Source organism: Marinomonas vaga (assembly GCF_055388305.1).
Window position 1 is genome coordinate 790,858 of sequence record NZ_AP043903.1, and the last position, 20,020, is coordinate 810,877.

30 protein-coding genes are annotated in these 20,020 nt (G+C 48.6%); 24 read left to right on the forward strand and 6 right to left on the reverse strand.

The features are described from left to right. Positions 1-12: 12 nt before the first annotated feature. The 19 genes from ACZ5DR_RS03650 to ACZ5DR_RS03740 all read left to right on the forward strand — a co-directional run bounded on the left by ACZ5DR_RS03650 (position 13) and on the right by ACZ5DR_RS03740 (position 10,006). On the forward strand, positions 13-567 hold the full coding sequence (locus tag ACZ5DR_RS03650; RefSeq protein ID WP_377370080.1) for a hypothetical protein: 555 nt from the start codon (positions 13-15) through the stop codon (positions 565-567). Then, entirely contained in the window at positions 560-2,284 is a 1,725-nt protein-coding gene (locus ACZ5DR_RS03655; RefSeq protein WP_377370078.1) for a replication endonuclease, read from the forward strand. The genes ACZ5DR_RS03650 and ACZ5DR_RS03655 overlap by 8 nt, the downstream gene beginning before the upstream one ends. After that, a complete protein-coding gene (locus ACZ5DR_RS03660) occupies positions 2,275-2,880 on the forward strand; it encodes a hypothetical protein (protein WP_377370076.1) in 606 nt (201 codons plus the stop codon). The genes ACZ5DR_RS03655 and ACZ5DR_RS03660 overlap by 10 nt, the downstream gene beginning before the upstream one ends. Before the next feature lie 14 nt (positions 2,881-2,894). Continuing rightward, positions 2,895-3,110 (forward strand): hypothetical protein, encoded by a 216-nt coding sequence (locus ACZ5DR_RS03665; RefSeq protein ID WP_377370074.1) that lies wholly within the window; start codon positions 2,895-2,897, stop codon positions 3,108-3,110. After that, entirely contained in the window at positions 3,103-3,549 is a 447-nt protein-coding gene (locus ACZ5DR_RS03670; protein ID WP_377370073.1) for a hypothetical protein, read from the forward strand. The genes ACZ5DR_RS03665 and ACZ5DR_RS03670 overlap by 8 nt, the downstream gene beginning before the upstream one ends. Then, positions 3,546-4,031, forward strand: a complete 486-nt coding sequence (locus ACZ5DR_RS03675) for a hypothetical protein (protein WP_377370071.1) — start codon at positions 3,546-3,548, stop codon at positions 4,029-4,031. Before ACZ5DR_RS03670 ends, ACZ5DR_RS03675 begins: the two co-directional genes overlap by 4 nt. Continuing rightward, positions 4,031-4,717 (forward strand): ATP-binding protein, encoded by a 687-nt coding sequence (locus ACZ5DR_RS03680; RefSeq protein WP_377370069.1) that lies wholly within the window; start codon positions 4,031-4,033, stop codon positions 4,715-4,717. Before ACZ5DR_RS03675 ends, ACZ5DR_RS03680 begins: the two co-directional genes overlap by 1 nt. 262 nt (positions 4,718-4,979) lie before the next feature. Beyond that, complete coding sequence (locus ACZ5DR_RS03685) at positions 4,980-5,777, forward strand: major capsid protein P2 (RefSeq protein WP_377370068.1); 798 nt, start codon at positions 4,980-4,982, stop codon at positions 5,775-5,777. 10 nt (positions 5,778-5,787) lie between these two features. Then, on the forward strand, positions 5,788-6,087 hold the full coding sequence (locus ACZ5DR_RS03690; RefSeq protein WP_377370066.1) for a hypothetical protein: 300 nt from the start codon (positions 5,788-5,790) through the stop codon (positions 6,085-6,087). Further along, positions 6,084-6,236, forward strand: coding sequence for a hypothetical protein (locus ACZ5DR_RS03695; protein ID WP_377370064.1), 153 nt, complete (start codon positions 6,084-6,086; stop codon positions 6,234-6,236). The genes ACZ5DR_RS03690 and ACZ5DR_RS03695 overlap by 4 nt, the downstream gene beginning before the upstream one ends. Before the next feature lie 80 nt (positions 6,237-6,316). Continuing rightward, on the forward strand, positions 6,317-6,520 hold the full coding sequence (locus ACZ5DR_RS03700) for a hypothetical protein (protein ID WP_377370062.1): 204 nt from the start codon (positions 6,317-6,319) through the stop codon (positions 6,518-6,520). Continuing rightward, on the forward strand, positions 6,517-6,894 hold the full coding sequence (locus tag ACZ5DR_RS03705) for a hypothetical protein (RefSeq protein ID WP_377370060.1): 378 nt from the start codon (positions 6,517-6,519) through the stop codon (positions 6,892-6,894). Before ACZ5DR_RS03700 ends, ACZ5DR_RS03705 begins: the two co-directional genes overlap by 4 nt. Next, the gene (locus ACZ5DR_RS03710; protein ID WP_377370058.1) at positions 6,894-7,487 is read left to right on the forward strand and encodes a hypothetical protein; all 594 of its coding nucleotides are present in this window, start codon (positions 6,894-6,896) and stop codon (positions 7,485-7,487) included. The genes ACZ5DR_RS03705 and ACZ5DR_RS03710 overlap by 1 nt, the downstream gene beginning before the upstream one ends. Continuing rightward, positions 7,487-8,338, forward strand: a complete 852-nt coding sequence (locus ACZ5DR_RS03715) for a hypothetical protein (RefSeq protein WP_377370057.1) — start codon at positions 7,487-7,489, stop codon at positions 8,336-8,338. The genes ACZ5DR_RS03710 and ACZ5DR_RS03715 overlap by 1 nt, the downstream gene beginning before the upstream one ends. Further along, positions 8,335-8,793, forward strand: coding sequence for a pyocin knob domain-containing protein (locus tag ACZ5DR_RS03720; RefSeq protein WP_377370055.1), 459 nt, complete (start codon positions 8,335-8,337; stop codon positions 8,791-8,793). Before ACZ5DR_RS03715 ends, ACZ5DR_RS03720 begins: the two co-directional genes overlap by 4 nt. 46 nt (positions 8,794-8,839) lie before the next feature. Continuing rightward, positions 8,840-9,181: a phage tail fiber protein gene (locus ACZ5DR_RS03725; protein WP_377370053.1), complete on the forward strand. Its 342-nt coding sequence runs from the start codon at positions 8,840-8,842 to the stop codon at positions 9,179-9,181. After that, positions 9,181-9,657 carry a structural protein P5 gene (locus ACZ5DR_RS03730; protein ID WP_377370051.1) on the forward strand — a complete coding sequence of 159 codons (477 nt, stop codon included), beginning with the start codon at positions 9,181-9,183 and terminating at the stop codon, positions 9,655-9,657. Before ACZ5DR_RS03725 ends, ACZ5DR_RS03730 begins: the two co-directional genes overlap by 1 nt. Beyond that, positions 9,654-9,818, forward strand: coding sequence for a hypothetical protein (locus tag ACZ5DR_RS03735; RefSeq protein ID WP_377370049.1), 165 nt, complete (start codon positions 9,654-9,656; stop codon positions 9,816-9,818). Before ACZ5DR_RS03730 ends, ACZ5DR_RS03735 begins: the two co-directional genes overlap by 4 nt. Further along, the gene (locus ACZ5DR_RS03740; protein ID WP_115468640.1) at positions 9,818-10,006 is read left to right on the forward strand and encodes an HP1 family phage holin; all 189 of its coding nucleotides are present in this window, start codon (positions 9,818-9,820) and stop codon (positions 10,004-10,006) included. The genes ACZ5DR_RS03735 and ACZ5DR_RS03740 overlap by 1 nt, the downstream gene beginning before the upstream one ends. Before the next feature lie 264 nt (positions 10,007-10,270). Here ACZ5DR_RS03740 and ACZ5DR_RS03745 read toward each other — a convergent pair whose 3' ends face one another. Further along, a complete protein-coding gene (locus ACZ5DR_RS03745; RefSeq protein WP_377366474.1) occupies positions 10,271-11,125 on the reverse strand; it encodes an ABC transporter substrate-binding protein in 855 nt (284 codons plus the stop codon). A 190-nt stretch (positions 11,126-11,315) separates the two neighbouring features. Between ACZ5DR_RS03745 and ACZ5DR_RS03750 the strand changes: the two genes are divergently transcribed. Continuing rightward, on the forward strand, positions 11,316-11,858 hold the full coding sequence (locus ACZ5DR_RS03750; RefSeq protein ID WP_377366473.1) for a cysteine hydrolase family protein: 543 nt from the start codon (positions 11,316-11,318) through the stop codon (positions 11,856-11,858). Here ACZ5DR_RS03750 and ACZ5DR_RS03755 read toward each other — a convergent pair. Next, entirely contained in the window at positions 11,831-12,421 is a 591-nt protein-coding gene (locus tag ACZ5DR_RS03755; RefSeq protein ID WP_377366472.1) for a GNAT family N-acetyltransferase, read from the reverse strand. The two genes, ACZ5DR_RS03750 and ACZ5DR_RS03755, sit on opposite strands and share 28 nt — an antisense overlap. A gap of 130 nt (positions 12,422-12,551) precedes the next feature. On the opposite strand from ACZ5DR_RS03755, the gene ACZ5DR_RS03760 reads away from it, so the two are divergent. Next, complete coding sequence (locus ACZ5DR_RS03760; RefSeq protein WP_377366471.1) at positions 12,552-12,959, forward strand: pyridoxamine 5'-phosphate oxidase family protein; 408 nt, start codon at positions 12,552-12,554, stop codon at positions 12,957-12,959. A gap of 159 nt (positions 12,960-13,118) precedes the next feature. After that, positions 13,119-14,324 (forward strand): CocE/NonD family hydrolase, encoded by a 1,206-nt coding sequence (locus tag ACZ5DR_RS03765; protein ID WP_377366470.1) that lies wholly within the window; start codon positions 13,119-13,121, stop codon positions 14,322-14,324. 72 nt (positions 14,325-14,396) lie between these two features. Here the strand turns inward: ACZ5DR_RS03765 and ACZ5DR_RS03770 are convergent, their stop codons facing one another. Beyond that, positions 14,397-16,019, reverse strand: coding sequence for a PAS domain-containing sensor histidine kinase (locus ACZ5DR_RS03770; protein ID WP_377366469.1), 1,623 nt, complete (start codon positions 16,017-16,019; stop codon positions 14,397-14,399). Between the two features lie 160 nt (positions 16,020-16,179). Further along, entirely contained in the window at positions 16,180-16,497 is a 318-nt protein-coding gene (locus ACZ5DR_RS03775) for a DMT family transporter (protein WP_377366468.1), read from the reverse strand. Positions 16,498-16,601: 104 nt separating this feature from the next. Here ACZ5DR_RS03775 and ACZ5DR_RS03780 point away from each other — a divergent pair, with 104 nt between their 5' ends. Next, complete coding sequence (locus ACZ5DR_RS03780) at positions 16,602-17,477, forward strand: LysR family transcriptional regulator (RefSeq protein ID WP_377366467.1); 876 nt, start codon at positions 16,602-16,604, stop codon at positions 17,475-17,477. Between the two features lie 12 nt (positions 17,478-17,489). Here the strand turns inward: ACZ5DR_RS03780 and ACZ5DR_RS03785 are convergent, their stop codons facing one another. Then, positions 17,490-17,978, reverse strand: coding sequence for an Lrp/AsnC family transcriptional regulator (locus tag ACZ5DR_RS03785; RefSeq protein WP_377366466.1), 489 nt, complete (start codon positions 17,976-17,978; stop codon positions 17,490-17,492). Between the two features lie 129 nt (positions 17,979-18,107). On the opposite strand from ACZ5DR_RS03785, the gene ACZ5DR_RS03790 reads away from it, so the two are divergent. Further along, positions 18,108-19,055, forward strand: coding sequence for a DMT family transporter (locus ACZ5DR_RS03790; protein ID WP_377366465.1), 948 nt, complete (start codon positions 18,108-18,110; stop codon positions 19,053-19,055). Here the strand turns inward: ACZ5DR_RS03790 and ACZ5DR_RS03795 are convergent. Beyond that, positions 19,052-19,984: a DMT family transporter gene (locus ACZ5DR_RS03795; RefSeq protein WP_377366464.1), complete on the reverse strand. Its 933-nt coding sequence runs from the start codon at positions 19,982-19,984 to the stop codon at positions 19,052-19,054. The genes ACZ5DR_RS03790 and ACZ5DR_RS03795 overlap by 4 nt on opposite strands. Positions 19,985-20,020 lie beyond the last annotated feature (36 nt).

The window sequence follows — 20,020 nt, forward strand, 5'->3', positions numbered from 1 at the left end:
GAGAAGTAATCAATGTCAAACCAGCCAAGACCCAACGCCCTAGACAAAGTGAATTGCCTTTTATTCAGTTTTTCAGCGTCTGAAATCAACGTTGCGCGGTTGATCGGTAACCACTGGCGAAAAATGTACGTATGCCACGAAATTGACCGTGGTGAAGTGGCGGGTTGGACGTTTATTACCGTTTGGGACCCTGAGCAAACCATTAGCAAAATTCAAAGACAGCCGTCATTTAAAACCAGCTCACTTACCCAACACCATTATGAACTAGGCGAAATCGGTGCACAGCTAAACGCACCGTTAACCCGCTGGGAATTGGAAATGCTGAACAACATGGTGACCGCTGCTATCGAGGGTCGTTTAAATCGCTTCTTGTTGCTAGATGAAGGCGTGATGAACGATGTTTTAGGTTCATACCTTACCCAGTCGTGGACGTGTAACAGCACTGCTATTGCCTTGGCTGAAAAACTCCAGTTGCTTCAACATTTCGCAGGAATGTCTGACGGTTGCGGCATCTATCAATCAGCTGTTAATGCTGTTCAACGTGTTAAGGGGGTGGAGCGTGTTTAACCCTACTCTGCACTGTATTGAATGGCGTAATGAACTCTTATCTGATGTAAGCCGTGAAGACGCCGCCGAATTGCGCCAGCGTCTTGACGAGTTAGACCAGTCTGAGGGGTATGTTGCCGCTAATACGTGGCTACGTAGCGTTATTGAACGACTGCAGTTGCTTAACCGTGTTTCGATTATGCGCCCCGCAGTAGAGAAAGAAGCTGACAGACTGGCGGAACAAATGGGGCAAAATGCCGCCCTTGAGTGGTTGCGCGGTGTCGTTCAACGTCTACGTTACATTGACCGACTTATAACCGATCTAAACGGTGAAGAGCTGGCGAAATGGGCAGAAGAAAAAAGCCGCCGCTTTGAGGTGGATTTAACCCGCGAGGCGATGGAAAGCGGTGCGGCCTATGCGCGCCGATACATGGCCGAAAGCCTCTTAGTTGCTGGCGTTACGTTTACCGATTGGGAAGACGGCGACAAAGTCGCGGCTATGGCCGCTCGTATGATCTTGCCAGAGTGGTGGATTCGTAACGCTAAGAAACAATTTCGTATTGTTGAGAATGTGCTTCGTGAGTGTGGCCAAGTATGCAAACAGGGCTCACCTTATGTTTCTAGTTGGTCGCTAAACAAGTTTCGTAAGCAACAACAATCTAACCGCTCATTCCTAGAAAGCTGGGAAGCGGTGAATCAATACAACCAATCTTTTACTTTGGCTGAATTGTCCGATCGTGGCGTTTCAAATCCAGTGAACCGCCGTAATGAGTTGATGACTCGTATTCGTGGTACGGAAGAGTTGGCCACAGAGCTAAACCATGACGGCCTGTTCATTACATTAACTTGCCCGTCTAAGTACCACGCCGTAAAGATCAACGGAAAACGAAACAAGAAGTTCGACCGAGCAAACCGCCCAACGGTTCGAGACGGTCAAAAATACCTATGTGATACATGGGCAAGAATCCGCGCCTTTCTAAAACGCAACGGCTTACCTGTCTATGGTATCCGCACGGTAGAGCCTAACCATGATGGTTGCCCACATTGGCACATGATGCTGTTTTGCGATAAGCAACACACCAAAGCGGTGATTGATGCCTTCACGCTTTACGGCTTGATGGAAGACGGGAACGAGCTAGGCGCTAAGAAACAACGTGTGAAAGTTGTCCGTATCGACCCAGCAAAAGGGACGGCTTCGGGCTACGTGGCTAAATACATTTCTAAGAACATTGACGGTAAACACATCGACACCGACCTAGAAACAGGTAAAAGCGGCACTGAGGCGGCGGAACGTATCACCGCCTGGTCACGCCGTCACGGTATCAGACAGTTTCAATTTTTCGGCGGGGTATCGGTCACGGTATGGCGTGAGCTTCGCCGCTTCTCAGTTGAAAACGCCCCTGCTCTATGTACTGACATTTACCACGCTGCAAACCGTGGGGACTGGATGGCGTTCACTAAATTAATGGGCGGCGTATTCGCTGGCCGCAATCAGACCTTAAAACCTCACTACTCAGAACCCGAAGAAAACCAATTCGGTGAAATGGTCACCTCAATCATGGGCGTTGCCCGCGGTTTAGAGGTTGCCGTCACTCGTTTGTATGAGTGGACAGTGCAAAAGGTCGGGGCTCAGGTTTTAGAGGACGACGAAGTCGTCCCTTGGACTCGTGTCAATAACTGTACGGGGGGCGAAGCCGCCCAACTCTTCGACCGGCGGGAGGGTTATTTATGGCAGTAGCGGTGTTATTTGCCAGGTCTGACAGCTTTTACAAAACAATTAATGGGTGTGATGTGTGGGACAAGGAAAGGGATGCAACAAAATTTGATGGTAATTCCCCTGTGATTGCTCACCCACCATGCAGGGCATGGGGGCAGTTACGCAAACTTGCAAACCCGTATCCAGGCGAAAAGGAATTAGCTTACTTTGCCGTTGATGCAGTCCGTAGAAATGGCGGTGTTTTGGAGCACCCGAAGAAATCAACTCTTTGGCCGGCGGCGGGGCTACCCCTTCCAGGCGTAAGGGATCAATTCGGGGGATGGACGTTACCCATTTTTCAATCTTGGTGGGGGCATAAAGCTGAAAAAGCGACCCTTTTATACATAGTTGGATGCGAACCGAAAGATATTCCTGAACTGCCGATGCTCCTGGGCGAGGCGCAATATATTTGCGGTTCTCCTGGGCGGCGAAGTGATGGAACCAGATTACACAAAGGCGATTTGGGGTGGCGTCCTGAAATCACCAAAGCAGAGCGCGAGCATACACCACCAGATTTAGCCCGGTGGCTCGTTGAATTGGCTGGTCGTTGCGACCGGCGGGAACATGAAAACCACTAAAGGAACATTCAAAAATGAAAAACGAACAACTAAGGGAATTAATGGAAGAGCGAACGAAAGCCCAATGGGAATTAGTCGAATCCATAAAAACCATGAATGGGGTAAACCCTATGAGCTTGATGATGAACCCTAAGGGGCTAGGCGGCGTTTTTGAAGCGCTTACAAAGTCCGCTGAGTTGAATGATCAAGTAATCACAGAACTAGCACGGAGGGCTTTAGCTCATGGCTGAAACAATCGGCTTTATTCAGTGCAGTGAACGCCACTGCAAAGAGATCGCGGAAGTACGCAAGGCAAGCGGTAAACGCTCAAGTCTTTATACGGTTTGCCCTGCTTGCGGCACCAACCAAGGCAACGGCGCGGCGCGTCAAAAATACCTAGCAGACAACCTAAAGGTTACTGTTGATGACATTGGCTTCGTAGTGAAGCTGAATGAAAAAGTAACTCGCCCAGTAACCGAAGAAGAAAAAGCCGCTATATCAAGTAAACAAGCGGCTTCCAGCGTTTCAGAGGATACCGAAAACAAGCCTAACCCGATACCTACGGATAAGCCTAAAGCTATCCCAACGGCTCCCCCTGCCTTGCTGGGGGCGTTGGCATTAGCCGCGGCACTACTCACGGCAGTTTTTGCCACTCGTAAACCAAGTAAACATAAGGAACACACAGCATGAAAGACGAAGAACAATTGGAACTAGAACACACTGGCGAACTACCCACCGAGCAAGCGGAATACCTAAAGGCTCTGGAAGCCGAAGAGCAGGCGGAAGACTTCGACCCTGAGCAAGCCAAGGCCGAAGAAAAAGCGGCGGAGCAACAAGCCGAAATGGATGAACAAACCGCACAAATGACGGCGGTCATGGGCTTAGGGACGATTGAATTTGCGCTTAAGCGCTTCATTCACCCTGAGTTTGAATTCACCACCGAAACCAAGGCGTATGCCATTGAGAACCTAAGCCCGGCATTGATCAAATACGGCGCTTTGCTTCCTGAATGGATGGGCGCATACGATGCCGAAATTAAAGCGGCCATGGCCGTAGGTAAACTGGTATCTGAGGGCATGGACACCAGCCGCGAGCTAAAGGCCAAAGATGCCGCCGAAGCCAAGGCCAAACAGGACACGCAAAACAGCCAGCGTGATCAGGTGGCCGCGTAATGCTTAAGCCTAGAAACCAAAACAACAAGCTGTCTGAAAACCACTGGTTGGTGGTGGGGTCGTCTGGTTCGGGGAAGACTACGGCGGTTAAGCAGTTGGGCATGGTAAAGGCTACCGATCAGGTCGCCATATTCGACCCGTATTTAGATTACGAGGACTTATGCGGTCGTGAGGTGCGCCGCTATACCTCGCTTTCTAAATTCGCTCGAGCTTTATTTTCTGCCCGTGCCGCTAAGCAATCACGGGGATTTAAAATTGCTTATAGCCCTAGCGATGGTGCCAACCCTAAAAACCTAGAGGCATTCTCTAAAATTATCTGGGGCGCTGGGGACGGCCTACACAAGAAGCCGCTTAAGGTGGTGATGGAAGAGTTAGCGAAGTGTGTGACAACCAGCGGTAAAGCTACTGGGGCATTTGGTGAGATTTTGACGGGTGGCCGTAAATTTGGCTTGGAAGCGATTTGTATTTTTCAGCGTGGACAAGAGGTGCCAAAAACAATCGTGGGTAACTGCCCTAATAAATGGGTAGGCCGTCAGCAACGCCTTAATGATGCGGTTTACCTATCCAAAGAGCTGGATTTTCCAGTTGATGCAATTAAGGCACTACCAAGATACCACTATTTGGTTAAAACCAATGACCACGATATAGGTGAATACGGCTCAGGGAAGCTAAGAAAGTTACGCTAATTTGTGCAAAAAATAAGGATAAGAAGCCCCGATATACCTTTAGGTATCGGGGCTTTTTTGTGCCTTGACGGAAGCCTAGAGCGGTTTTGTATGTTTCGTCCTGTTCAACAAACATTAATCACGAACAGGAACATTCAACAATATGAAAGACGTTAAAAAATACATGCCTATGGTAATGGTCGCGCTAGCAGTAGCGGCGGCGGTTGTCTGGGCGTCAAACAATGTCGATGCTGTCGAAGACGCAATCGGTTAAGGGGGCAATATGTTACAGGTAGTGAAACCCCTAAACAGTTTCAACGGTGTGGGCTTTAACTCTAAGGCGTCTATGTCTTTGCCAGTGGGTCCGACATACAACGAAATCCACCTTGTTACCTCTTTGAAGGCGGCTCAAATCCGCCAAGTGTCCGTTGTGCTAAACGGCGACACCATCATTCAAGTGAGCGGTGACGATTTGGTCATGATGGAAGACTACAAAGGTCACTTCGTTGATGAAGGTACATTTGTCATTCCATTTACCAACCCAACAGCGAAAAACCAGAACGGTGCGAACTTCGGCGGTTTGGTCACTTTGGCGGGTGAGAACATCACCTTAGAAGTGGAAATCGGTGCAGGTTCCGGTGCTTTGACTCTGGACGCTTACGCCTTCCAAACCCCTGCACAGGCTCGCCGTGTTTGGGTGCCTCGTATTCGTACTCACGTTATGCCAGCGAACGCGGCAGGCTGGAACGACTTTACGACTTTTCCAGCGAACGCGGCTACGTCTATTCGCCGTGCTTACTTCAAGGCGGGGATCAATCGTCTGAAAGTGGAGCGCGACAACCTCATTCTGTTTGATGCAAAGGATTCGCTACAGCGCTTCCAGCAAAAACGAATCGGGCGTTTCCCTCAAGAGGGCGTGTTTACCTTTGATCCGACCATGTACGGCTTTGAGCAAGCGGACGTGCTGAACACAGGTTACAGCTCTGAGTTTGTTTTCCGTGTGGAAGTGAACGAAGCGAAACCTATTCCCGTTTTGGTTGAGTCCATTCAACAAGTCGCACCGCTATCAGCAACGGCTTAAGGGGGCGGCTATGGGTATTTGGGACAGCGTAACCGCTTATGTCGATGAAAAGGAACAAGCCGTTTCTGAGTGGTGGAATGACACCGAAGACAGCGAGGGCGCGCCTAAGTCTTACCAACAGCAAGCCCAAGCGGAAAAGCTCGCGGAAGGCTCAGCCCTTCCCAAAGTGGAAACGGCAAGTAATGCCACAGGGGAGACCGTTGTTGTCACTGCTTCGGCTTTACCGCCCTATTCGCCTTGGTTGATCGGTGGCGGTGTGCTGGTGGTCGTGTTGGCAGTCTTCGCCATGATGATGAAAGGGGGTAAATGATGCCATTGGTTTTCTTAGCGCCTCTTTTATCGGGTGTGGTCGGCTTCGGTGCTGGCTGGTGGGCGGGTGATTCGTTCGGCTGGGTTAAGTGGTTGCTGATTGCGGCGCTGGCTTGGTTCGTTCTTCACGTAAAAATGGGGGTGATCTAATGCGGTTCATTCCCTTTTTAATCAAGTCCGTCATGTTGGCCGTTGTGTCGTTTTTCTTAACGAAAAAGTTGGGAGGTTAAATGTCTTCTATTCCTGGCATCAGTTCGGGTGGTGGTGACATCAATCCAGACTTAAGCGCAACGGCAACTAACACAGGCGGCACCAACGCACTAGGCGGCTTTGCCTTTGGTAACTACTCCAAGTCAAAAGGCGTGAGCCCGTTATTGATTGGTGGTGTTGTGGTGGTCGCACTTTGGTTCATGTTCAAAGGGGGCAAACGATGAAGGTACAGCGCATTAATTGGCCTCTTAAAGTGCCTGAAAAACTGCTTACAGCCTGCGGTGACGACTTCAAAACCATTCGTAACCAAGTGCAAGACGGCATTGCCCATTTGTACAAGCTCGAATCGGACAACACCGATTTGTTGGTGGTGACACGCGGCGAAGAAACACCAAGCGGTAGAGAGTTTGTGATCGTTTGCGTGGCGGGTCATGGCATGAAAGACGCGGGGCAATTCTTGATTGATAACGCCAGTCGTCTGGGCTTTGACAGCATTCGCTATCACGCAAACGAGGCCACTCACCGTCTTTACTCAGCCTATGGCTTTGGTGGTGATGAAATCGAACGTGTCTACAAAGTCGCGCTAGGGGGTGAGTGATGGGCGGTAGTTCTAAAAGCTCAAACAAAACCGTTAACAACGTCACCAACTATTCACTGCAAGGTATGGAAAGCGCTGAAACGGTGGTCGCGGGTGACGGCAACACGGTGACAACCACCGATTACGGCGCGGTTGATGGTGCCTTTGCTCTTGGGTCTGAGGCGCTGGGCTTTGCTGAAAATGCGTTAGAGATCGGCGGTGAAGTTATCAACGGCAACACTGAAGTTTCCAAGCTGGCAATTAATGCAAACGGTGAGCTGGCAAAAGACGCGCTTAATCAGGGTTTTGGCTTTGGTGAAAGCGCGCTAGAAGCCAACAGCAAAGCGCTAGATAAAAGCTTTGAATTTGGCACCACGGCCATTGAGTCCAACAACGAAGCACTGCAAACGGGCTTCGGTTTTGCGGAATCGCTGGTACAGCAAAACACGGCGAATGCGGCGGCTAACAACTTGGCAATGAAAGAACTCGCTAAATCTGTGTCAACGGGCGGCGCTTCGGACGTGGCAAGCCAGTCACTTAAGACTGTGTACACCATTGGCGGCGTAAGCGTGGCCGTGGTACTGGGGTTACTACTGATCAAAGGGGGTAAGTAATGTTTGTCACTCTGCAACCATTGGAAGAAGTGACCCTATCAGGGCGTGGTGAAACCGTTGTGTACATCAGCGGAAGCGAACCACTGTTATTGATGGCCAGCAACAAACGGGCGGAAATCCCGAGTGGTTCACAGATCACTTTTCCAGCCTTCGACCAATTCACAGTACAGAACAAGGGTGAAAGCCCTGTCACGGCTGAATTGCTCGTAGTGGAAGGGGAATTCCGTTCGCTGGCCGAAGGTTCAACTGTTCGCATTCAAGGGATTATTGACCCTGTGGAAGTGAACGAAGTGCAACGAATCGTTGAAGCAGTCACGGCCAACATTGCGAACACCGTGGATATTCGCCAGATCACCGAAACCTTAAAGACGGAGATCACTAACCAGATCACCGCCAGCATTGCGGGGACGGTGGACATTCGCACGATCACCGAGACGTTGAAGGCCGATGTAATGAACACGGTCACGGCGAACATTGCCAACACCGTAGACATTCGCACGATCACAGAGACGTTAAAGGCCAATGTAATGAATACGGTCACGGCCAACATTGCCAACACCGTAGACATTCGCCAGATCACGGAAACGCTTAAAACTATTGAGACGCCAGCGACAAGCCTCGCAACGTTTCAAAAGACTTTTACGGCTGGGGAGACTTACATCATCCCAGCGAACACAAACCGCCGTGATGTGACCATCATGGCATCGGAAGACAACACAGACACGGTGACTGTGGCGGGTATCCCGCTTCGCGCTGGTCAGTATGTGGAATTAACTAAATACACAGGCGCGGTCACTGCCCAAGCAGTCTCCGCAGATGATCAAATTTTTATTACTGAGGTAATCAAATGAAAGTAGGTTCTCAATCAACCTTAAATGACTTGGCGTTACTGGATAGTCAAATCGAAGCGATTAATACCACGATTTCCAAGCTGAACTCAGACGTTAGTCAATTCGCGGATATTAACAACCTCCACACTTTTATGAAGGTTCGCCCAACACTCACGACAGAAGATTTTTTTGTGATTCGTGAGCCGGGCATTTACAAAATCCAGAATGGATCACAGACCCCTAACCCTAACCGACCTCCTGAGCTTCGTTGGGGCTTGGCTAATTTGTATGGCTCACTCGTTGTTTACCGTTCTGAAATCAACGGCGAAAACCGAACAGTAATCGACTTCCTTAGTGATGGCGGTGCTCGATTTACAGCCCATTCAAATAATGGCGGCTGGAGCGAGTGGAGCGAAATCCCTGTCATTGGCGAGACGGCTATTGTTGATGCTGACGGCTTCATTAAAACGGTCTAAGCGCCGCGCTTAGACTCCTGAAACAATCACAAAAGGAACATAAAACATGGCAATTATCCAAACCACAGCGGCGCTGAACTTGCTACCAGATGGCGTAAATAAAAACAGCACACAGCCACAGATGACAACCGAACGTCTAGAGCTTGGCGTGTACCAAATCAGCGGCGTGAGCGGTCTAGCCTCCGAAGGCTGGCGCACCACGATCAAGAAAGACGATAACGGCGAACCATCATTTTCACTGGAAACAGAAGCCAATGAAAACGGCGTCCTAGTCCGCACTTACGAACGCGGCACCACTACCCCTACTGACATCATCGGCGCGTTAACACTTCGCTTTGATGTGGAAGTAGAAGTGCCAGACATTGAGCCAGTGGCAGAGCCGGCCTAATGAACAAACCAGCCCTAGCCCTAGCTGGTCTAGGGCTCGTTTACATCATCTATCGGGGGAGCAAAATGCTTGCAGTCGATGACGTGCGCGGAATGCGCAACAAGAACCCCATGAACGTAGTGAAAACCAACATTCAATGGGACGGAAAAACAGAAGGCGAAGACCCTACTTTTGAGACGTTCAAAACGTATTCATACGGCATTCGTGCAGGGGCTAAATTGCTAGTGAACTATCAAAAGCTACACGGCATAAACACCGTACAAGGCTTGATTAACCGCTATGCTCCCAGCCACGAAAACCCAACCAGCGCATATATAAACCACGTAGCGGCGGCGGTAGGCGTAGCGCCTGACCAACCCATAGACGTACAAGCCAACCTATACAAACTGGTTTCTGCCATTATCAAATTTGAAATTGGTTCAAACCCTTTTGCGAGTTGGTATATCAAGGACTCAATTAAGAAGGCGTTAGCATGAAGGAAAAACTAAAGTCCATTTGGGCAAATCAGAAAAAGCCGATTATGGTTATCTTGCTTGGTCTATCTGGGGCTATTGGTGTTCCAGCATGGTTAGGCACACCCGCTTCATCAATTGCTTACAGTAGCATTTGTACAGTGTTTGAGATTGAGTGCGACTAATGGAAAAGATACTAAGCCCGACCACATACGGCGGCGCTTTTACGGCATGGATGGGAAGTATGACAGCGAACGATGTAGCGGCCTATGGTGGCCTAGTGGTTGCCGCCGCAACATTCGCGGCCAACGTATGGTACAAACGGCAACACCTAAAACTAGCAAAAGAGAAATTAGAAAAGGGGCTAAACTAAGCCCTTTTTTTTTACACGCCCTACATGGGCGGCTGCCAGGTGCGGAAGTCTTGAAAGCCTGATGCAAAAGCAGAGCAGGAACGGCACAAGCTTAGTGCTTTTTAAATGGCATTTCAATGTCCACAAAGTGTCCACCAAGACCACACCAAACCCCACTATCACACACTATTGAAAAGCAAAAACCCCAGAATACAAGCGACATAGCCCGTCTTTACTGGGGTCTTCAAGCCACCCTAAGGTGGCTTTTTAAAAGTTAAAACGGTCTTAGTTCAGCGCTTTCGCAACTTCTGCTACTTGCAGTTTGAGGCTTTCTAGACCACCACCTGACAAGTACCAAAGCTCTGGTTCAAGATAAGCAACTTGGATGTCTGAGCCACCGTTTGCAGCCAATTCAGCCTTGAAGCTTTCCATGTCCATGGCGCCAGATTCAGCGCCGATGGCCGCGCTGCGGTCTACAATCATCACTACTGCAGGTTTCATAGCTGCCACATTGGCCGCTGTGAGAGGTGTGAAGCTGCGGGCACCACGTTTAATGGTTTCTACACCTTCTGGAAGGGTGGGAGTTTTCAGACCCAGCAGGTCGTTAACCACGCCATCATTGCGAAGGCTCACATTGCCGCCATTGTGAGTCAAAACAACAACCGATTTGTTAGACCCTTTGACCTGATCGATCTGTTTTTTCAGCGCCTGTAATGCCGTCGCCGCTTCGGACTCTTTATCAAAAGACGCCGCCAAGTCGTTTACCTTTTGACTGAAGCCAGTCCAGTAATCCTCTCCTTGGGCGCCCACATTTTGCACGTTAAACAGGGCTTCCAACTCTGGAATCTTGCTCCCTTGGCGACCCGTGACTAGAACAAGATCAGGCTGAATGGATTTTAGAGCTTCCACATCAGGATTTTTTAAGCCACCAATGTCGGCGTACTGGTCACCTGAAAATTCACTCAAGTAATTTGGCAGTCCCTGCTTAGGCACACCTGCCACCACATCGCTTAATCCCAGAGCATGCAAGGTATCAATACTGCCAAAATCATAGCTCACGACTTTGGCATATTCTGCTGCGCTCGCCATTTGGCTGGCTAATAGGATCGCACTGACGGCGATGGCACGTTTTAGGATCATATCCGTTTCCTCTAGAGTAATAATGAAATCAATTCTTCATTGAGAATTGATCTCATTATTTCACATCCTGCCCATCGGCAGCTGTCTGTATCGGGAACATACCGTTTCAAAACCTGAAACGACTGCAAAGCCTTAACAAGCCTGTGGATAGGGAGTAGATTTATCCACTTAGATTTAAGGACTGTCACGAATGTTGAAAACTCTGATAATCATCGACCAGCAAGAAGGGATCGATCATCCTAAATTAGGGCCTCGCAATAACCCAAATGCAGAACAAGTGATGCTCTCACTTTTATCTCATTGGCGAGCGCAGGGCTGGCCAGTGGTGCATGTGATACATAGATCCAAGGAGCCGGACTCCGTCTTTTGGCCGCACCAATCGGGCTTTAACCTTAAGTCTGACTTCCAACCACAAGACAAAGAAACCCGACTGGAAAAATCCGTACCCTGTGCCTTCACACAAAACCACTTAGCAGAGGTTCTCGAAACCCTTGGCAGTCATGAGCTTGTGATCACCGGCGTGGCTACCAACAATTCAGTAGAAGCCACTGCTCGCACTGGTGGGAATCTAGGGTATGACGTCTATGTCGTGGAAGATGCCTGCTTTACGTTTGCCAAAAACGACTACTTTGGTAACCCTCACAGCGCAGCAGAGGTGCATGCCATGTCCTTAGCGAACCTTGATGGTGAATACGCTCAAGTGGTTCACAGCGAAGTGTTTCTTGGGGCATGAGATTTATGGTTTTGATACAGGTTTTGACTTAGTCGCCAGCGGCGTCGAGACAATTTAAAAAAGGTCCAAACATCCCCTTCAAACTGCTCAAAGCGCCCAGCAACGGCTAAGTCTGGACGATCAAGATCCGCCTCAAAGCCAAGCTTGGTTAAGATTTTAATGGATGCCGGATTGTTCCACTTTAGGCAATGGGCATGCATTTCCTCTAATCCTAAGGTGTCAAAGGCAAACGTGAGTAACAGACGAGCTGCGCACTCGCTGATTCCTTTGCCCCAAAAAGGCTCCCCCAGCCAATAAGCCAATTCCCCTGTGTTTTGAATGCGATGGAGCTTTTTCAAAATACAACAGCCAACTACTTGGCCTTGCCAGACAATCACCCAATGCAACTCTTCCGATTGACTTGGATCCGCCAAAAAATCTCGGCTGGATTGTAGCCATGTTTGCACCTGTTCTTCAGAACAATGGGCTGGCACACCACTGGTACGACTGACTTGCTGATTGTTAGCTATCCTTGCTAACGCTGCCACATGGTGTTCAGCCATTGGCTCTATCTTGATATCCATCTTGTGCGCTCTTGGCTCCCTAAACAAACCTCTATGTTAACAGAAGATCACCATCTCAAAACAGTAATGACAATCAGTTGCATTTGATTTAGATTATCATCTTTAACATTACGACAAAGGAAGTAAGCAAATGTCCGATCAAAAACTTAACGATGCAATGCAATCCATGTTGGCAGAGCAAACGCCTATCTTGGCAACCGTCATTAAAGAGTCCGGCATGCCAAACATCGGCCCTAAACGCTCCTTGCGTGTTTATGACGGCAACCATCTAATTTTTAACGAAAATACAGGCGGCCAAACCCTAGAAAACATCAAGCAAGGCTCAAAAATCGCCATTGCAGTGATCGATCGCCCCAACCTAGACGGCTACCGCTTTGTGGGCACACCAGAAGTCCATCTTGATGGTGTTTTTTATGACAATGCCGTTCAATACGCCGCAGATAACGGCATGAAAACACCAAAGTGCGCTGTCTTGATCAAAGTCGATGAAGTCTACACCCTAAAATCTGGCCCTACCGCTGGACAACAAATCGCCTAGAGCACTCACCGCTCGTCAGCCCCTAATGGCCATCATGCATTTAACTCAAACCGCATGATCCCTTAGGGGCTTTTATTCCCACTCTTTCTCCTAACCATTGCACCATTGGCCTTATTTAAACCACTTTTGGCTGGATTATCTGGCAAGAAGTTAAGAGGAATGAACTACAGCTTTTGCCCCATGCACAGCAACAATAAGAGTCAGTATTTTCATGTTGACCCATTGGATGAGGTGCCTATGAACAAGAGTATTAATAACCCAACACAACACACGTCCCTTAACGATAAGGAAGTGTCTCACAATGCCGAGCGCCGGGACCTGCTTAAGATGACAGGTGCAGGCTTGGCTGCTGTGGGAGTGAGTGCAATGGCTTCAAGCCCTGCCATTGCCCAGAGTGCTACCAGTCTGTCTTTAGACAATAGCTGGGATAAAACCTTCCCTAAGAGCGACAAGGTTGACCATAAAAAAGTCATCTTCCAAAACCGTTACGGCATTCCTTTGGCGGGCGATTTATACACCCCTAAAAATGCCAATGGCAGTCTTGCGGCCCTGGTGGTAAGCGGTCCATTTGGTGCGGTGAAAGAGCAGTCTTCTGGGCTGTACGCACAAACCATGGCCGAGCGTGGATTTGTTACCTTGGCTTTCGATCCTTCGTTTACCGGTGAAAGTGGTGGTGCTCCCCGAAACGTTGCGTCTCCTGACATTAACGTCGAAGACTTCAGCGCAGCAGTGGATTGTATTGGCACTCAAGCCCATGTGGACCGCGAGCGCATCGGCGTTATTGGCATATGTGGATTTGGTGGCATGGCACTGAGCGCTGTTGCCGTGGATAAACGAGTCAAAGCCGTTGTTGCCAGCACCATGTACGATATGACTCGAGTGATGTCGAAGGGCTATAACGACAGTATGACCCAAGAGCAGCGCACGCAAACCCTTGAGCAACTAAGCCAACAGCGTTGGAGTGATGTGGAAAACGGTAAGCCAGCCTACGGCCCTGTTTCTTTGGAGTTACAAGGTGGTGAGCCGCAATTTGTGGTGGAATACGCAGATTACTACAAGTCAGAAAACCGTGGTTTTCACCCTCGTGCAATCAACTCCAATGCCTCTTGGACACTGACTACGCCTCTGTCTTTTATGAATCTTCCCATTCTGACTTACATTGCGGAAATCGCACCACGTCCTGTGTTGTTGATTCATGGGGAGGTGGCTCATTCCCGCTACTTTAGCGAAACCGCTTACGCTGCTGCGGCGGAGCCAAAAGAGTTAATGATCATTCCGAACGCGACCCACACGGATCTATACGATCAACTGGATAAAATTCCGTTCGACAATATCACTCAATTCTTTGAAAGCAGCCTCGCTTAGTCTCACCTTAAGAGCAATAGGTTATAAAAAAGCCCCGCCTGATGCGGGGCTTTTTTGAGACTGAATCGGTTTCTACTTGATGTGTTGTTTGACTTTGATGCGCATATCAAACTCAACCCCTTCACCCAACTTGCTGTAACACTTGATTGAGCCTCCTAGGGCATTAGTAATGATGTTATAGGTCACATTCAGCCCCAGACCCGTACCGCCTTTGCCACGGTTGGTAGTGAAGAAAGGATCAAAAATCTTAGGTAGGTTTTCAGCACTGATGCCTTTGCCGTCGTCTTTGTAACGCAGATTAAAAGTCTTATCCCCACATTCATTCACCGAGATCACAATATTGCCGGACGTGTGATCAACGAAACCATGGTTGATAGAATTGACTATCATGTTGGTCAGTACTTGAGATAAAAGCCCTGGATTAGTGACCACCTGCACCCTGTCAGGACAATCCACTGCCACTTGGACATTGGATTTACGGGTCAGTGATCCCAAGCTAAAGACGACTTCTTCGATGTAAGCTTTTAGATCGATCTGCCGTTCGTCTTCACTGGTTTGGTCTACGGCGATTTGCTTAAAGCCTTTTACCAATTGGGCCGTTCGCTCGAGGTTTTTATTTACGATACCTGACAGCTCATTGGAGTTATTTAGAAAATCTTCGAAATCGGTCTCGGTAAGCTGCCCTAATTCGTAACGTTTGCGAATGGCGGCGCTTTCATCCATAAGCTGGGAAATACCCACTAAACCCACGCCAATAGGAGTATTAATCTCATGGGCCACCCCTGCGACCAAGGATCCGAGACTGGCCATTTTTTCTGACTCAACCAGTTTTTCTTGGGCTTGTTGTAGGCTTTCGATCATATTTTCCAATACGACATTTGACTCTTTCAGCTCAAGGTTACGCTCTTTGATTTGCAGCTCTAGCTCTTTCTTTTCCGAGATGTCACGAATGACGGCATAGATAAGATCCGCCCCCTGCAAGGTCACCTTAGTAACAATGACTTCGGTCCAAAATTCGGTTCCATCTTTCTTTGAATGCACCCACTCAAAACGCACACCACCTTTATGCAGTGAATCAAAGATAATCTCTTTAGCGGCGTCTTTTGAAGGCCTACCGTCTGCTTGGAATTCTGGGGAGATATCCTTTGGATGAAGCCCAATCACCTCTTCTTTGCTGTTAAAACCAAACATACGAACAAAGGCCTTGTTGCAGTCAATGTACTTTTGACCATCGAACACACTCAAGCCATCCATGGATTCGTTAAACAGGGTCTCGAAGGTTTCTTTTTGCTGGGCCAGTTCTAAGGCGAGGTTCTTTTTCTCAGAAATATCACGCCAGTTACAATGAATGACCTCTTCGCCATTTAGCATAAGTTTGGTGATGATCACCTCACACCAAAACAGATCACCGTTAAACCTCTTGTGCAACCACTCAAAGCGCACACTGCCTTCTCGAAGGCATTGCTCGATCTTCTCTGTGCCTTTTTCTAAGGAGGTACGACCATCAAGCTGGTATTCAGGGGACAAGTCAAAAGGCGTTAATCCGAAAAAGTCTTCTTCATTTTCTATACCCACCAAATCCAACATGGACTGGTTACAGTCAAAGAAAACACCTTCTTTGAAAAGCGCCAAACCGTCTTTAGAGTTTCGAAAAACTTTTTCAAAGCCACTTTCTTGCGACGTCACATCATTCATGGGGCAGTGATCCCTAGATAAAAGGAAGGAAGAGTCAGATTTCAAACTAGCAAATAAGCTTAGAAATGCCACTTTGTTATGTAACCAAAATTGTAATTAACGTAATCACAAAAAAGGGCAGACTACGGAAGCAGCCTGCCCTTAGAAAAAACACTATGGTTTAGTGTGCCAGTTTCAACACTACAACCCCTGAAATGATCAATAGAATGCCGATGTAACGCATCAAAGAGGTGGCATCACCAAACACCATCACCCCCACTAAAAACGTACCCGCAGCACCAATCCCCGTCCACACGGCATAAGCCGTCCCCAGTGGAATGTGTTTTTGCGCCATAAATAAAAACGTGCCGCTGACCACCATGAAAACCACAGCCATCATTAAACCGGGCCATTTCACAGCGGATGTTTGTGCGATCTTCATACCTAAAGGCCAGCCTATTTCCGTTAAGCCTGCCAAAATCAAATATACCCACGCCATACTTGCTACCTCCGAATAAGCTCCTAAGACGCTTGTGAATTTGACGGTCATATTATCTGGATATACGATGCTTTAAAGTTAATTACTATCTAATAAATTCATATATGCAAAACTTAGAACACCTTCGCATGTTGGTCTTGTCCGCTGATCTCGGCTCGTTCTCAGCCTGTGCTCGTCATATGGGCAAAGTACAATCGGCTGTCAGTCATGGCATTAGTAATTTAGAAATAGATTTAAACGTTGAACTGTTTGACCGCTCCACTCGCAAACCGTCTCTCACACCCGCAGGGGAACGCTTGTACCGCAGCGCTAAAGCCCTGCTCACTCAATCAGAAGAGTTCGAGCTGATCGCTAAGGCCATCAACCGACAAGAAGAAGGCACCCTGCGTTTGGCCGTTGACGATGGTTTGATGACCCCAACCGTTTTGCAGGTATTGGGGGAGTTTTCGCAAAAGTTCACTCATACCCAGCTGGATCTAGTGCTTTTGCCCTCTCCTGACATCATTCGACAGGTACAACAAGGCCATTGCGTATTGGGCTTGATGACCTCAGAAGTGGAATCCTTTAAAGAAGTGGCCTTCTCTTATATTGGGCAAATGGAGATGGTGCCAGTGTGTCACCCAGAGCACGAGTTGGCGACGCATTCCGGTGTGACAGAAACGGATTTATTCCCCCACCGTCAGATCACTGTGCGCGGCCACCAAAAAGTAGAGCCTGCGAGCTTGGTTAGCATGAGCCCCAATAACTGGTGGAGTTCGAGCCATAGTGCGGCACAAACTCTAATCGAACAGAATATTGGGTGGGGCTATCTGCCCAAACATAAGATCGAAAGCGAACTCAAACAAAAGCGTTTAATCGCCATTCAAACCGTGTTTGACCAACGCACCTGGGAAGTCCCCGTGGATCTCGTTTGGCCAAAGGGAGCCACCATAGGGCCGGCGCTACACTGGTTATTGAACGCCTTCAAAGACGCCTTTTAAACCCAAAACACCTTAAAGTGACAAGGTTAAACCGCCTTCTGGCAACGGCAGGGCCGTTTTATAGCGCACCTGTTTTAAGGCAAAACTTGAGCGGATACTCGCCACACACGGGATTTTGGATAAGTACTGCAGGATGAAGTGCTCTAAGGCCTTGATGTCCGCCACCACCACCCGCAGTAAGTAGTCTTCGTCACCTGTCATCAGATAGCACTCCATTACCTCAGGGCGATCATCAATGGCGTCCTCAAAGCATTTCAGTGCTTCTTCTACTTGTTTCTCTAAGGTCACATGGATAAATACGTTTAAAGTTAAACCAAGCTTTTCTGCTTCCAGCAGAGTCACTTGCTGCTTTATGAGCCCTTTTTCTTCCAACGCTTTGACTCGGTTGTAGCAGGGAGTGGTCGACAAATTCACCGCCTTGGCTAACTCCGCGTGGGTGATCCGGGCATTTTCCTGCATGTACGAAAGAATACGAATATCCGTCTTATCCAAGCTAACCATTATAAATTTTCTCTAAAAGTAATTTATTGAAGAAAATAATTACTACCTAAGATAAATTCAACAAAAAACTCAGAAAATAAAACTCACCCTAACTGCTTACAATGTATGGATCAGCAATACAGGTGATCTATGCAGAAAACATCTACCTTTCCCACAGCGCCTTTTTCAGGGCTTGGCCTCGCCTCACAACAGGCCGAGCATTTCAAAATGATCGCCTTATTTGTCCTAGGCATTGCCTTATTGGGAGGAAATTGGCCGGTCATGAAGCTTGGCCTAAACCACATTCCCCCTATCTGGTTTGCCGCTGTGCGATTTATTTCTGGCTGCATCTGCTTGATATTGCTACAGGCGCTATCAGGTCGCTTAGTCCTACCAAAGCGTCGAGACTTTCCCATCATTGCCAGCGTTGGCTTGATTCAAATGATGATGTTTACCGCCCTTGGTGCCATCGCCATGTTGAGTGTTTCAGCAGGGCGATCCGCTATCTTGGGTTACACCACGCCCTTATGGGTCACTCCGGTGGCTATGTTCCTATTCAAAGAACGCTTCAGCCCACGCCAACTGGCCGGCACCATCGTCGGCTTTGCAGGTGTCATGCTTATGTTGAATCCTGGGGAGATCAATTGGCAAGACAGCCAAACCGTGCAGGGCAATGCTTTATTGTTGTTTTGCTCCCTGTGCTGGGCCGTGTGCATCCTACACATTCGTCATCACCAGACAGAGGCTAGCGCCTATCAGCTGGCCCCTTGGCAGATGCTCTTAGCCAGCATGTGCTTGCTGCCATTGGCCTACTGGATTGAAGGGGGCTTCACAGGGGATCTAAGTCCGACCTTCTGGTGGGTGATGCTGTATGTGGGGCCTCTGGCCACAGCGTTTTCCTTTGTTGCCATTAACGCGGCAGGGCGCTGGCTTTCCTCAGCGAGCATGTCGAATGCCATGCTCGGTGTCCCTGTGATTGGGCTGCTCACTTCCACTATATTCTTAGGGGAACCTTTAAGCGCATCCCTATTAATCGGAGGTGTGGTTATTCTGGGAGGGATTGTCTGTGTTACTTGGAAGTCCGCAAAAGGCGCTTAAGACACGCCTTTAGTGGAAGATTGACGCCCCCATTTAGGCAACGACCAGTCAAACTTCACGGCACAAACAGACAATAGAATCAAAGCCACCCCCACTAGTTGCCAAAAGGAAATATGGGTCGCAAAGGCAATATGATCCACAAACAAGGCGGTTATTGGATAAATAAACGACAGGATCGCCAACAAGTTCGTCGGCAGCTTCTGAAATGCGTCATACATGATGATGTACATAAAGCTGGTATTGATAGCCCCAAGGATAAATAAATCCAACCAAGCAATATTATTGGATGGCAAGGCTTCCCATTGCACAAAAGGCAACAACATCAGCACCCCGACTCCCATTTGAATCAAAGCCACTAAATAGGGCGGCACACTGCGCACCTGCTTTGTGATCAAGGTAGTAGCCGTGTATAACAATGCAGCCGCCAATGCTAAACCTAACCCCAATACGGCTTCAAAAGAATTACTGTCCCCTTGCAACAAACTGCGCACTTCCGCCATATCCAGCTCAATGACGAACCATAGTCCCGTGAAGGAGACGATCAGCCAAAAGATCAGGGAGCCCGTGGGGGCTTGGCGCGACAAAAACGCTCCCGCCAACACCAACATTAATGGCTGGGTGTGATAGGCCACCGTTGCGATGGAAAATGGGATATAGGAGAAGGAAGCAAACAAAAACACCCAATTCGCCACCAAGGTGACCCCGCCCAACAGCACGAGCAGCAAGATACTGCGCTGCTTGAGCGCTTCGGGTAATACCCCTCGATAGAAGGCATAAGCCAACAACAGGCCACCGCCGATCACACAACGAAAAAACACCACATTCCAAAACGACTGTCCCGAATGCACCACAAAATAGCCAATGGTGCCTGACAGCATCATGGCGAGAATCATCTCAAGATTCCCTTTGGTCATTTCATTTACTTTCACGCTCTAATCTCCTAACGTTGAATAAGCATAAGATTA

Excerpts from the sequence above, each read along its gene's own strand:
- ACZ5DR_RS03650 (WP_377370080.1), top strand. The coding sequence starts at position 13 with ATGTCAAACCAGCCAAGACCCAACGCCCTAGACAAAGTGAATTGCCTT.
- ACZ5DR_RS03660 (WP_377370076.1), top strand. The coding sequence starts at position 2,275 with ATGGCAGTAGCGGTGTTATTTGCCAGGTCTGACAGCTTTTACAAAACA.
- ACZ5DR_RS03665 (WP_377370074.1), top strand. The coding sequence starts at position 2,895 with ATGAAAAACGAACAACTAAGGGAATTAATGGAAGAGCGAACGAAAGCC.
- ACZ5DR_RS03670 (WP_377370073.1), top strand. The coding sequence starts at position 3,103 with ATGGCTGAAACAATCGGCTTTATTCAGTGCAGTGAACGCCACTGCAAA.
- ACZ5DR_RS03675 (WP_377370071.1), top strand. The coding sequence starts at position 3,546 with ATGAAAGACGAAGAACAATTGGAACTAGAACACACTGGCGAACTACCC.
- ACZ5DR_RS03680 (WP_377370069.1), top strand. The coding sequence starts at position 4,031 with ATGCTTAAGCCTAGAAACCAAAACAACAAGCTGTCTGAAAACCACTGG.
- ACZ5DR_RS03685 (WP_377370068.1), top strand. The coding sequence starts at position 4,980 with ATGTTACAGGTAGTGAAACCCCTAAACAGTTTCAACGGTGTGGGCTTT.
- ACZ5DR_RS03690 (WP_377370066.1), top strand. The coding sequence starts at position 5,788 with ATGGGTATTTGGGACAGCGTAACCGCTTATGTCGATGAAAAGGAACAA.
- ACZ5DR_RS03695 (WP_377370064.1), top strand. The coding sequence starts at position 6,084 with ATGATGCCATTGGTTTTCTTAGCGCCTCTTTTATCGGGTGTGGTCGGC.
- ACZ5DR_RS03700 (WP_377370062.1), top strand. The coding sequence starts at position 6,317 with ATGTCTTCTATTCCTGGCATCAGTTCGGGTGGTGGTGACATCAATCCA.
- ACZ5DR_RS03705 (WP_377370060.1), top strand. The coding sequence starts at position 6,517 with ATGAAGGTACAGCGCATTAATTGGCCTCTTAAAGTGCCTGAAAAACTG.
- ACZ5DR_RS03710 (WP_377370058.1), top strand. The coding sequence starts at position 6,894 with ATGGGCGGTAGTTCTAAAAGCTCAAACAAAACCGTTAACAACGTCACC.
- ACZ5DR_RS03715 (WP_377370057.1), top strand. The coding sequence starts at position 7,487 with ATGTTTGTCACTCTGCAACCATTGGAAGAAGTGACCCTATCAGGGCGT.
- ACZ5DR_RS03720 (WP_377370055.1), top strand. The coding sequence starts at position 8,335 with ATGAAAGTAGGTTCTCAATCAACCTTAAATGACTTGGCGTTACTGGAT.
- ACZ5DR_RS03725 (WP_377370053.1), top strand. The coding sequence starts at position 8,840 with ATGGCAATTATCCAAACCACAGCGGCGCTGAACTTGCTACCAGATGGC.
- ACZ5DR_RS03730 (WP_377370051.1), top strand. The coding sequence starts at position 9,181 with ATGAACAAACCAGCCCTAGCCCTAGCTGGTCTAGGGCTCGTTTACATC.
- ACZ5DR_RS03735 (WP_377370049.1), top strand. The coding sequence starts at position 9,654 with ATGAAGGAAAAACTAAAGTCCATTTGGGCAAATCAGAAAAAGCCGATT.
- ACZ5DR_RS03740 (WP_115468640.1), top strand. The coding sequence starts at position 9,818 with ATGGAAAAGATACTAAGCCCGACCACATACGGCGGCGCTTTTACGGCA.
- ACZ5DR_RS03745 (WP_377366474.1), bottom strand. The coding sequence starts at position 11,125 with ATGATCCTAAAACGTGCCATCGCCGTCAGTGCGATCCTATTAGCCAGC.
- ACZ5DR_RS03750 (WP_377366473.1), top strand. The coding sequence starts at position 11,316 with ATGTTGAAAACTCTGATAATCATCGACCAGCAAGAAGGGATCGATCAT.
- ACZ5DR_RS03755 (WP_377366472.1), bottom strand. The coding sequence starts at position 12,421 with ATGGATATCAAGATAGAGCCAATGGCTGAACACCATGTGGCAGCGTTA.
- ACZ5DR_RS03760 (WP_377366471.1), top strand. The coding sequence starts at position 12,552 with ATGTCCGATCAAAAACTTAACGATGCAATGCAATCCATGTTGGCAGAG.
- ACZ5DR_RS03765 (WP_377366470.1), top strand. The coding sequence starts at position 13,119 with ATGAACTACAGCTTTTGCCCCATGCACAGCAACAATAAGAGTCAGTAT.
- ACZ5DR_RS03770 (WP_377366469.1), bottom strand. The coding sequence starts at position 16,019 with ATGAATGATGTGACGTCGCAAGAAAGTGGCTTTGAAAAAGTTTTTCGA.
- ACZ5DR_RS03775 (WP_377366468.1), bottom strand. The coding sequence starts at position 16,497 with ATGGCGTGGGTATATTTGATTTTGGCAGGCTTAACGGAAATAGGCTGG.
- ACZ5DR_RS03780 (WP_377366467.1), top strand. The coding sequence starts at position 16,602 with ATGCAAAACTTAGAACACCTTCGCATGTTGGTCTTGTCCGCTGATCTC.
- ACZ5DR_RS03785 (WP_377366466.1), bottom strand. The coding sequence starts at position 17,978 with ATGGTTAGCTTGGATAAGACGGATATTCGTATTCTTTCGTACATGCAG.
- ACZ5DR_RS03790 (WP_377366465.1), top strand. The coding sequence starts at position 18,108 with ATGCAGAAAACATCTACCTTTCCCACAGCGCCTTTTTCAGGGCTTGGC.